12 protein-coding genes are annotated in these 11,608 nt (G+C 37.2%); 3 read left to right on the forward strand and 9 right to left on the reverse strand.

The annotated features are described in order from the left end of the window. Positions 1-132: 132 nt before the first annotated feature. Positions 133-1,068: a lysophospholipid acyltransferase family protein gene (locus CIN_RS08125; protein WP_008854600.1), complete on the reverse strand. Its 936-nt coding sequence runs from the start codon at positions 1,066-1,068 to the stop codon at positions 133-135. Positions 1,069-1,150: 82 nt separating this feature from the next. Between CIN_RS08125 and CIN_RS08130 the strand changes: the two genes are divergently transcribed. After that, positions 1,151-2,200, forward strand: a complete 1,050-nt coding sequence (locus tag CIN_RS08130) for an MBL fold metallo-hydrolase (protein ID WP_170314048.1) — start codon at positions 1,151-1,153, stop codon at positions 2,198-2,200. Here the strand turns inward: CIN_RS08130 and lpxK are convergent. The 7 genes from lpxK to CIN_RS08165 form a co-directional block, all read right to left on the reverse strand. Continuing rightward, the gene (lpxK, locus tag CIN_RS11725) at positions 2,100-3,098 is read right to left on the reverse strand and encodes a tetraacyldisaccharide 4'-kinase (RefSeq protein ID WP_008854601.1); all 999 of its coding nucleotides are present in this window, start codon (positions 3,096-3,098) and stop codon (positions 2,100-2,102) included. The genes CIN_RS08130 and lpxK overlap by 101 nt on opposite strands. Before the next feature lie 6 nt (positions 3,099-3,104). Beyond that, complete coding sequence (locus CIN_RS08140) at positions 3,105-4,394, reverse strand: 3-deoxy-D-manno-octulosonic acid transferase (RefSeq protein WP_008854602.1); 1,290 nt, start codon at positions 4,392-4,394, stop codon at positions 3,105-3,107. Continuing rightward, positions 4,394-5,074 (reverse strand): lysophospholipid acyltransferase family protein, encoded by a 681-nt coding sequence (locus CIN_RS08145; RefSeq protein WP_008854603.1) that lies wholly within the window; start codon positions 5,072-5,074, stop codon positions 4,394-4,396. The genes CIN_RS08140 and CIN_RS08145 overlap by 1 nt, the downstream gene beginning before the upstream one ends. A gap of 94 nt (positions 5,075-5,168) precedes the next feature. Continuing rightward, on the reverse strand, positions 5,169-5,657 hold the full coding sequence (locus tag CIN_RS08150) for a DUF934 domain-containing protein (protein WP_040364215.1): 489 nt from the start codon (positions 5,655-5,657) through the stop codon (positions 5,169-5,171). Beyond that, on the reverse strand, positions 5,644-7,347 hold the full coding sequence (locus CIN_RS08155) for a nitrite/sulfite reductase (RefSeq protein WP_008854605.1): 1,704 nt from the start codon (positions 7,345-7,347) through the stop codon (positions 5,644-5,646). Before CIN_RS08155 ends, CIN_RS08150 begins: the two co-directional genes overlap by 14 nt. Continuing rightward, positions 7,340-7,675, reverse strand: a complete 336-nt coding sequence (locus CIN_RS08160) for a DUF2849 domain-containing protein (RefSeq protein ID WP_008854606.1) — start codon at positions 7,673-7,675, stop codon at positions 7,340-7,342. Before CIN_RS08160 ends, CIN_RS08155 begins: the two co-directional genes overlap by 8 nt. A gap of 175 nt (positions 7,676-7,850) precedes the next feature. Continuing rightward, the gene (locus tag CIN_RS08165) at positions 7,851-8,726 is read right to left on the reverse strand and encodes a universal stress protein (protein ID WP_008854607.1); all 876 of its coding nucleotides are present in this window, start codon (positions 8,724-8,726) and stop codon (positions 7,851-7,853) included. 332 nt (positions 8,727-9,058) lie between these two features. On the opposite strand from CIN_RS08165, the gene fabI reads away from it, so the two are divergent. Beyond that, complete coding sequence (gene fabI, locus CIN_RS08170; protein ID WP_008854608.1) at positions 9,059-9,901, forward strand: enoyl-ACP reductase FabI; 843 nt, start codon at positions 9,059-9,061, stop codon at positions 9,899-9,901. A gap of 35 nt (positions 9,902-9,936) precedes the next feature. Continuing rightward, on the forward strand, positions 9,937-11,031 hold the full coding sequence (gene aroC / locus CIN_RS08175) for a chorismate synthase (protein ID WP_040364216.1): 1,095 nt from the start codon (positions 9,937-9,939) through the stop codon (positions 11,029-11,031). Between the two features lie 267 nt (positions 11,032-11,298). Here aroC and CIN_RS08180 read toward each other — a convergent pair whose 3' ends face one another. Further along, positions 11,299-11,487: a hypothetical protein gene (locus CIN_RS08180; RefSeq protein WP_139016989.1), complete on the reverse strand. Its 189-nt coding sequence runs from the start codon at positions 11,485-11,487 to the stop codon at positions 11,299-11,301. Between the last annotated feature and the right edge of the window lie 121 nt (positions 11,488-11,608).

An 11,608-nucleotide genomic window follows, 5' to 3' on the forward strand; every position in this document is an offset into this window, starting at 1 on the left:
AACTTATAACTAGTATCAATCAAAATTATTCGAGCGATTAGTTGTAAGTTCTAGTACTAATTAAAGATATAAAAAATAACTTATCAATTATTTTTTAATTAATACAGATACACACCTTAACTTACTAACAAACTACTTATAATATTCTTTTGGCCAACGTTTATGTAACCACAACCATTGATCTGGATTCTGTTTAATCCAGCCCTCTAATTTATCATTAATGACTTGCGTTAAATGATGGATATTTTCCAAATTATTTTCAGAAAATTCAGAGTAATCAATAGGAGGCTCTACGACAATTCGTAATCGTGCAGGGCCGAGGCGTTGTACATATCCTGGAATAATCGGACATTTTAACTTTAAGGCCAGACTAGCCACTGCAGAAGAAGTCATCGCAGGCTTACCAAAAAATTGCACCTCAATCCCGTCGTTCATTTTTTGATCGCTTAACACCCCTAATCGATGCCCTTGCAATAAATGCTTTAATGCTTGCCTTGCTCCTTTGGAACCTTTCGCAAACATTGGAATTTTTTGCCCCATTGCCTCATACCGCAATTGTAAAATTAAATCATTTACATACGGATTACTGGCGGCTCTAAAAAAAGAAGAAAAAGGAGTTCCATATTTTCCTACCCCTAAAGGTAACATTTCCCAATTTCCAATGTGACCAGAAACAAATAAAACTGGACCTGTCTTTTTTGATTGCTCGGTTAGATATTCACCCCCAACCACTTCCCATCCTGGACCATGAGGCGTATTATGCTTTAAATGAGATAGATGGGGAAACTCAGCAACGGTTCTGCCCAAGTTTTCCCAAACACCTCCGATAATCTTTTGTCTTTCTTGAGTGGTTAAATGAGGCATAACTAACTGTAAATTCTTATTTGCAGTTTTAGATACAGGAAGCTTTGTTCCAATTTGACGGCAAATATATCCCCCAATATTCGAAGCACGTTCTGGCGATAGACTACGTAATAAAGAAAGACATCCTTTTGCCAAAATATACTCGTTATATTGTAAAAAAGATTGAAGATAAGGTTTTATTTTTTTTGAGTGTAAAATTGGCATATGAAGTATAATTTATAAATGTGATCCATATCACATTGTATGAATGTTTATAAAAAAAGCGCAAGGGTTTAAAGGAAATATTGTGCAACAAAAATATTATCAAGGCTCCACCACAGATCATTTTGACGGAAAGACTTTTTCCAACCGCAGCACAGCTGAGCAAGTCAAATATTTAAATAGCTTTGATGGCATTAAATGGTATTTCCATATGATGACCAATGCTTGGACTGGACTTACCCCTCATGTTGTACAAGCACACCCAAAAGAAAGGGAGGACGGCATCAAAGTCACGATGATTGGTCACGCAAGTATCTTATTACAAATCGAAGGTTATAATATCCTTGTTGATCCTGTATGGTCCCCCAGAATAGGCCCTGTCTTTTTTATCGGTAAAAAACGTGTAAATCCCCCTGGTGTTCCTTTTTCACATCTCCCCCCCATTGATGCAGTATTAATTACTCATAATCATTATGACCACATGGATATCAGGACATTACGACGAATTTTTAAAAAATATAATCCTATTTTCTTTACTCCTTTAGGCAATGATATTGTTTTAAAAAAACATATTTCAAATAAAATGATCATTCACACAATGGACTGGTTTGAAGAACAATTTTTAAAACAAAATTTAAAAATTACCTTATGGCCTGCTTATCATTGGTCGGCACGCGGTATTCATGACCGCAATCATGCTTTATGGGGTGGATTTGTTATTTCTTCTGAACATTACACCGCCTATTTTACGGGCGATACCAGCTATGGTGATGGTGTGATTTTTAAACAAATCAAAGAACGCTTTCCATCTTTAGATGTTGCCATTATTAATATTGGTGCTTATGCCCCCAGAGCCATTTTAAAAAGTCATCATAATGATCCCGAAGAAGCTGTCGATATTTTTGTTGATTCTGGTGCCAAACAGGCACTTGGAATTCATTGGGGAACTTTTCAGCTCAGCAGTGAAGAAGCATATGAACCTGTCCATACTTTATATGGTGTTTTAAGAGATCACTTGCTTGCCGCGGACAATTTTATCCCTTTACGCCCTGGACAAGAATGGAGTCCAAAAGAGCATAAACCTTTGACAAAGCCATCTGATCTTGCCATTGAAGATGCACCCCCAAAGGAATAACATATTGCTTAAAAGATAGAGGAAGTCTGACATAATCTTTAGGGGTGGTCACCAAAGGCACTTGATAGTATTGATGCAGAGATAACAGTTCTTTTAATTCTTTTTCCTGATAAAAATGATGGTCTGGAAAAGCAATCTTTTGCACTAAATGAAGATCATTATCTTCTAATGATTGAAAAAATTTACTCGGCCTTCCAAGGCCAGCAAAGGCAATCACTGACTTCCCCTTAAATGCTTGGATTTGATCATCCATTTTCAAATTTGCATGAAAAATAGGTAAATTTTTAGGAAGATATTGCTGCGTATTCGCCTTATCCTCACCAATCAAAATACATGCTTTAGCACGCTGCAATCCATGTTGGAGAGATTCACGCAATGGCCCCGCGGGAAGTGCCTGATGATTGCCAAACCCCGTGATCCCATCAATAATTAAGATCGGCATGTCTTGATATAAGGTAGGATTTTGAAAACCATCATCCATAATCAATAATTCTGCACCGTTTTTTATGGCCATTTTAGCAGACGCTGCACGATTAGAAGCCACCCATGTCGGGGCAAGTTGTGCTAATAATAATGCTTCATCCCCAACGTCATGCACAGTATGACGAGATAGATCAACACATATCGGCTCTGGAGACTGATTCTTACGTTTATATCCTCGGGTTAAAAAAGCAACTTTATAATCTTGCTGAAAATATTTTCCTAACTCCAAAGCAACTGTTGTTTTTCCTGTTCCACCAACGGTTAAATTCCCACAACAAATCACAGGAACAGATGTTTTCCACTTCGATTTTGATAAACGATGTTTGGTAATCAATTGAGTGATCACAGAAAAAGGAGACAATGCCTTTGCCATTAGTGTTGGCGGATAGGTTTGCCAAAAAGAAGGTGCTTTCATAAAGAGTTAACTTTTTAAATGATATAGATGAGAAGCAATATCCTGAGCGAGCTGACTTTGTTGATCCATAATTTGTAATGCTTTTTGTGCATATTCTTCTCGTTTTTGAGGATCACTCAACATCTCATCAACCCAAACTGTCAAAGACTCTACATCAGGCGTAACCGTTACTGCTTCCTTTAGCAATGTATAAGCTTGTTTGAAGTTATGGATTTGATCTCCTGTAGCCATTGCACATTGTAACTTAGCGGGTTCAAAAGGATTATGCCCACCGCCTTTAGGCGTACTATCAAAACTATTCCCGATAAAAACAATATCACATAGTCGATAAAATAAACCGAGCTCTCCCAATGTATCGCATAACCACAATCCTCTTTCATCAGGAAACTGATTTAAACTCCGTTGAGGTATGGTTCCAACTTGTTCTATAATTTCTATATGACGTTCTGGATGCCGTGGTACAATAATTGTGATTAACTCTGGCCATTTTTCCCGTAAAATATTATGCGCTTTTACAATCGTCACTTCTTCGGTTGGATGGGTCGAAGCAGCTAACCAAATTGGTTTATCTTTAAATAATTCTTGTAGCTGTTGTAGCGCTTTTGAATCATAGGAAAGCTCTGGAGCAATTTGTTTAATATCTCCCCAATATGTTGCGTTTACCCCTAGCCTTTCAAAATTATGTTGATCATGACGAGATCTTGCAGCAATCCAATCGAACTTTGATAACAAAGCCTGTGCAGTTTTTTGAAAACGATACCATGTGGTAAAAGAACGATCTGATAAACGTCCATTCATTAATGCAATAGGTACGTGATGTTTATAAAATGTATCGATAAGATTAGGCCAAAGCTCACTCTCTACAATAACACTTAAAGATGGCTGCCAATAAGAAACAAAACGATCAACCCAATGGGGAACATCTAAAGGAACAAATTGATGTTGAATATGATCTGATATTTCTGGATGGTTAGCAAAATGCTGTTGAACAATATGAAAAGAAGCCACCGTTCCAGTAGTAATTAAAAAATTTTGCTCTGGGTCTATTTTATATAATTCAGTGATAATCGGAAAGATTGAAATCACTTCTCCTACACTCGCAGCATGAAAATGAACAAGACTTCCTGATTGACGAGGCAATGATGCAATCCCCATCCGTTCAGGTAGTCGTGTTTGAATCTCTTTACCCTTTTTACAGCGACAACGTAAATAAGGTTTTAACAAAGGAGGTAAAGCCGTGCCAATTACTTTCCAAGCAAATAATAATGGAGTAGGCGAATGATAATGAGAGGACATTATTTTTGCGCTTTGCTAGTAATATCATTTAAAATAGACGTCATTTCTGTAGCAACCGTATCATAATTCTCCCGAGTTACCATGATAGGTTTACCACATAGAATCTTACCTTTACCAAACGGAAGTGGAATAAGGAGTTTATCCCATGTATTTAATCGAACCGAACGACAATATGCCCCCATAGGAACAATCTTTCTTTTTGATAATAACGCAAGTTTTAAAACACCTTCATGACATTGATGTCGTGGCCCTCTTGGCCCGTCTGGCGTAATCGCAATAACATGTCCAGCCTTAGTATGATTCAACAATTCACGAAATGCTGCTGCTCCGCCTTTATCTTGTCTGTTCTTATTAGATGAACCCTGCACCGTCCAAATTCGCCACGGATTAATCAACTTAGAAATTAAACGTCCTTCACGATTACGGCTAATTAACACATAAAATTTTAAATCAGGATTTTCGGATAAACCCCACCACCATAAACGAGGCCCCAGCGTTAAATATTCATGCCATAAGACCACTAATGCTGGCTCGCCATCTTTACAAGTTAATAAAGGATAAGCCTCTGCATCAATTTCAAACTGCCACCGTGTCGTTTTTAATGCCAATTTTAAATAAGCACGCAAAATCCCAACCAAGGTGTTTTGAATAAAATTTGCTTTAAAGAAACCAGAACTCATTGATTTAAATTACTGCTAATAAAATGGTATTGACTACCTTTTATTTAACATAAAAAAAGCGATATAGAAAAAACTATATCGCTTTTAAATCAGATTAAACTTTCCAACGTAGCCCAGAAAGTCGTTTTTCACCCAAAACAGAAGGTTGATAAGCTTCTGTAAAATCATTCATTGCTTTTTGCCAGTTTTGTATATTTGCTGTATCTGGCACAGAAACCGTCGTAAAACCTACACGGATCAAGAACTGATATTGATCAGACAATAAATGCCCTGTTGCTCTTAACTCTCCCATAAACTTTAACTGTTCGCGGATTTTCCGTGCTTGAGAAAATGCTCTACCATCTTTAAACGCAGGAAACTGAAGAACAATTAATTCCAACCGATCGACATAAGGCTTCAGTGCATCAACATCCTGATCACAAGGAAATAACACTCCCAAAGGATGAGAGATCGTATTAATATCAATTTCAGACAAATGCGCAAAAGGCACGATCACTGACTCTGGAGGCAAAGGAGATGGCACATCCCCTTCAATGACCGTCCAAGAATCTGGCATGATTTCTCCATTTTTAAGCAACGGCATAGACAATCTCCTTAAACGGTGCAGTGCCAAGACGACGATAAGTATCAATAAAATGTTCGTTTTCTTGGCGTTGCTCTAAATAAAAGTGAATTAGTGTTTGAATAGCTTTAACAGCTTCCTCAGCCTTTACCGCTGCACCAAGGATTGATCCAATAGAAGCACCCTCTTTATAAGAAGAGCCACCCAATTTAATTTGGTAAAATTCTTCACCTTTTTTGTCCACACCCAATACACCAATATTCATAATATGATGATGTGCACAAGAGTTAATACAACCATCAATCCCAATATTAACGGGGCCAATTTTTTCTTGTAATTCAATATCCTCGAACAATGCTGCAATTTGTTTAGCAACAGGGATAGAACGAGCATTAGCTAATGCGCAATAATCCATACCAGGACAACATACGATATCTGTAACTAACCCTAAATTAGCAGTGGCCAATCGATGTTTTGTTAACCCTTGCCATAACTCATAAAGCTTATCTTTTTGCACATGCCCCAATACAACATTTTGTAAATGAGTCACTCGAATTTCACCAAAAGCAAACTCATCCGCAAAATCGGCAAGTGCATTCATTTGCTCTGTTGAAGCATCCCCTGGAGTTTGTCCAACTTCTTTTAATGAAACAACCGCAGCAATATAGTCGGAATGAAAGTGAGGATGCGTATTATGTCGAACCCAACGATCGAATTCTTTATCTTTGGCACGGTGAGTTTCTAAAATATCAGAAGCTCCTGGATGATTTTCTAAATTTGGACGACCAAAACGTTGTTCAATTTGTGCAACCAAATTATCTGATAAACGATATTGATCCAAATCCATTGTGGCAAATTCTTTTTCAACTTGCTCACGATACGCATCAATCCCTAAACCCTCAACCAAAATCTTAATACGAGATTTATAAAGGTTATTGCGGTTACCATGTAAATTATAAACACGGATCATCGCTTCGACATAGGCTAATAAATGTTCTGGTGGTAAATCTTCACGGATAATTTTACCTTTGACTGGGATACGTCCTAAGCCACCACCTACCCAAACTTCAAAAACAGGTTTGTTATCGCTATTAAGGCGTGTCAAAATTCCGATATCATAAAAACAAGCTGCAACACGATCATTCGAAGAACCACTAATTGCAATTTTAAATTTACGAGGAAGGAAGGTTAACTCTGGATGAACCGTTGACCATTGACGCATCAGTTCAGCATAAACACGAGGATCAATAATTTCATCTTGTGCCAATCCAGCGAATTCATCACTGGTAATATTTCGAATACAATTTCCACTGGTTTGTAACGCATGCATTTCAACAGATGCAAGATGCGTTAAAATATCAGGAACTTCTTCTAACTTAATCCAATGGAACTGAATATTTTGACGTGTTGTAAAATGTCCATAACCACGATCATAATACTGAGAAATATAAGCCAATCCACGTAACATCGTCGAAGACAAAATGCCGTAAGGAATAGCTACACGCAGCATATATGAATGTAATTGTAAATAAACCCCGTTCATCAAACGTAAAGGTTTAAATTCATCTTCAGATAATTCACCACTTATTCTACGTGTAATTTGAGAGCGAAATTGATTAATACGTTCTTTTAAAAACTGATGGTCAATATCATCATAATTATAACGACCAACGGCTAAAGAGTGATTAGGATTTTTAAGATGATTATTCATTGGGCATTGTTTCTTGTACAGATCTAGGATTAAATTCAGGATGCGTGCTGGGACCAAAAGCCCTTATTTTTTCACGTGTTGTATTTGGGATTAAATTTGAATCTAGCTCTACGGAATGTAGATCAATAATATATTGTGCTGCCACATCTTGCTGTGCTTGTTCTTGAGCATTTTCTAACGCTTCTTTAGAAGAAAACTTTTGTGCTTCCTCTAATAAAACACTCCAATATCGTTGAGCAGTAAACCATACGACGCGTCCATCAGCAAAACGATTTGCTGTTAGTACAAACAGAGTTTCCTGCTGTGCATTTTGATCCGTAGAAGCCACAATATGATGTCCTTAATAGATTCTGAGAAGTTAATATAATTATATTATATACTCTCACTCTTTGTAATATACAAATAAATTAATGAGTATTCATATACTACAAAAAAATATAGTGAAAGGTCGATTGACATTTCACTATAAGAAATAAGATGATTTTAAATTTAAATATCTAAAATTAACGGTTCATTAATACTGCTAAATTAGCATTGTCTAACATATAGCTGGTAACACCACCCAAAATAATTTGTTTCCAACGAGGATGAGAATAAGCCCCCATACATAATAAATCAGCATTAAAATCAGTACATGCACCAATCATGCTTTCTCCAGTACTTCTGTCACCTTTAATTTGACAAAACTCGACATCAACACCATAAAATTGAATATAATCCGCAACATCTTTAATATCTAAACCGCGTTTTTCATAATCATCACTATATAAAATCGCTATTTTCTCAGCACCATTCATCCATCTTAATGAACTATGTAATGCTGCTGCAGATTCTGCACTACCATTCCATGCAATACAAATGCGCTTACCAACACTTTCTGGTTTTTCTTTTGGTGCAATAACAACTGGACGTCCGCTTTCAAATAATAATGCATGGAGCATTTCAGAAGATGAAATATTCTCACCTGAGTCTGGATGTGCAACAACTGTAATATCTGACAAGCGTGACCAATAAGTCGCAACTTCATTTTCTCTGCCTGTTTCGACAGTAAAACTGGCTGTTTTTCCATCTTCTCCAGCTTTTCCTGCCTCAGGATTAATCATTTTGATATGATTACGGTCAACAAACTCATCAAAAATATTACGAGCAAATTTTAAACGTTTTGAGCCTTCATGCTCTGCAATATTCATCACCTCTTCGATCATCGTTCCTGACAAACCTTCACCTGTCAAAGGAATAATATCTTTTTTGTCTGGACGAATATGTAATACAGCTAAATGCGCATCATAGCTTTGAGATAACAGATAAGCTGTTGTTAACGTTGTATCTACTAAGGCTGTTCCTTGAACAGGAACAAGAATTTTCTTTACGTTAAGCATATTAAATATTCCTTATAAAAGCGCAAAAGATGAAGACAAAAAATACAAAAAGAAGAGTGACTGTAAATTGCTTCGTTCTAAAAAACTATCAATAGTATATGACTAAAATTATGACAGAAATCAAAAAATCAAGCAAAGAGTATTTATATTCCAAAACAGATAACTATTTAACGTTTTTGTGAATTCCATAAAAACAACAAAAATTAAGCAGAAATCCCCCTCTTTTCTTTCTATTATAAATCAGGTATGAAAAATATAATTGGGGTTTTTTCTCTTTTTTAATATAATTAGTATAAATGTATTTATCTAACAGCCAAAACTAGGGATTTGTCATGTCAAAAGAAAATGCTGTGCTTCCATTAGAAGGGAAGCTAATGCAAGGGAAACGTGGGTTGATTATGGGAATGGCCAATAATCACTCTATTGCTTGGGGAATTGCGCGTGCTTGTGCATTACAAGGCGCTGAACTCGCATTTGCTTATCAAGGAGAGGCTCTTGAAAAAAGAGTTCGACCTCTTGCTCAAAGTTTAGGTTCTGATTATCTGATTCAATGTGATGTCGGAGATGATAAAGATATTGAAAAAACCTTTCAAAATCTTGCTGACAAATGGGGTAAAATAGACTTCGTTGTGCACGCTATTGGTTGGGCAGACAAACAATATTTACGTGGACGTTATGTTGATACACCAAGAGAAGCATTCTTAACAGCACTAGATATTTCTTGTTTCTCTTTTACAGCCGTTGCTAGAGAAGCATCTAAAATCATGAATGATGGTGGGTCTTTATTAACTTTGACCTATTTAGGCGCAGAACGCGTTATGCCTCATTATAATGTGATGGGTATTGCCAAAGCCGCTTTGGAAACTTCTGTTAAATATATGGCGACTGACCTTGGTCCTAATAATATTCGTGTGAACGCAATTTCTGCTGGTCCAATCAAAACATTGGCTGCTAGTGGTATTGGTGATTTCCGTTATATCTTAAAATGGAATCAATTAAATTCTCCATTACAACGCAATGTGACCATTGATGAAGTCGGCGGGGCTGGTGTTTACTTCCTTTCTGATCTTTCTCGTGGCGTTACAGGAGAAATTCATCACGTTGATTGTGGATATCATATGGTGGGTATGAAAAACCCTGCTGCGCCTGATATTGCTTTGGCATCAGAAGACTAATTCGATATTAACCCTAGTAAAGAGAGCATTAAACCATGTCGTGTAATAGTTTTGGCACATTATTTCGTGTAACGACATGGGGGGAAAGCCACGGTCCCGCGATAGGGTGTGTTGTGGACGGATGCCCCCCGCTAATTCCTTTGACCGAGGAAATGATTCAACCTTGGTTGGATTTGCGCAGACCGGGGCAGTCTAAATTCACAACCACTCGCAACGAACCCGATCAAGTAAACATTTTATCTGGTGTTTTCGAAGGAAAAACAACGGGAACTCCAATTTCTTTACTGATTGAAAATACAAATCAACGCTCTAAAGACTATTCTAATATTGCGCAGTCCTATCGTCCTGGCCATGCAGATATTGCTTATGACCTGAAATATGGCATCCGTGATTATCGTGGTGGTGGACGCTCTTCAGCTCGTGAAACAGCGATGCGTGTTGCAGCTGGAGCGGTTGCTCGATTAATTCTCGGGGATCAAATTAAAATCCGTGGGGCTTTGGTTCAAATTGGAGACCTGAAAGTCAATCGTGATCGTTGGTCTTGGGATGAAGTTAAAAATAACGAGTTCTTTTGCCCTGATGCTGAAATGGTTCCTCAATGGCAAGAGTATTTAGGGGCTATTCGTAAAGATGGTTCTTCGATTGGTGCTGTAATTGAAATCGTTGTTGAAGGTGTTCCCGCAGGATTAGGAGCCCCTATTTATGGCAAATTAGATTCTGACATTGCCCAAGCCATGATGAGTATTAATGCTGTTAAAGGCGTTGAGATTGGTGAAGGCTTTAATGCCGCGACTTTACGAGGCGAAGAAAATGCAGACCCTATTTATCTGAATGATGGTGAGCTTTCTTTTTCATCCAATCATGCAGGCGGAATTCTAGGTGGAATTTCAACAGGGCAGCCTATTACGGTGCGCTTTGCTGTGAAACCAACCAGCTCTATTTTAATCCCTCAACCTTCCATTGATTCCGAAGGGCATGCCACAGACGTTATTACCAAAGGAAGACATGACCCTTGCGTTGGTATTCGTGCTGTGCCTGTGGGGGAAGCAATGATGGCTTGTGTCCTCGCCGATCATTGGTTAAGACATCGTGGGCAAATTGGTCAATTTCGATCTAGTATTTTAGATTAAGCATTACAAACAAAAAAAGCCTCTGGATTTATGATGATCCAGAGGCTTTTTTATCTATATAAATTAATTAATTAATTAATAGAGCTATTTTAGAGTATTTTGTTTCTAATAAATACAATACAAATTTTATATTCTTAAACAGCTTTATCATAATACTTCTCTTGGGGCTTTTAACCATTATACTTGAGTCGAGATTCACAATACACTCACAATAATACCAGTAGCACAATTTTGACTATCTAACGTTGTTCCTACGGCAAAAATTCCTCAAGCCAAGCCTGCGTTGTAACTAATTTTTGGATGCTCTACTGGATGAGGACTATCCAAAGAAATAATATGAAAATTATATTTCTTTTTTAATAGCTCGGTGCCTACACATTGTCTTTTATCAGTAGAAAAATAAATCTGCTGCACTCCAAGATAGTCATTTTTTCTTAACAGGAATGAGTTGTTCACAATAGTTTCCATAATATTGTTCATATCAAAAATAGCATCTCTGCAATCATGATATAAAAATATGATTCTAACTATTATTATCTCAGCTATATGCAAGAGTTTTAACCATTAAATCAAATGG

Source organism: Commensalibacter intestini A911 (assembly GCF_000231445.1).
Classification (GTDB): domain Bacteria; phylum Pseudomonadota; class Alphaproteobacteria; order Acetobacterales; family Acetobacteraceae; genus Commensalibacter; species Commensalibacter intestini.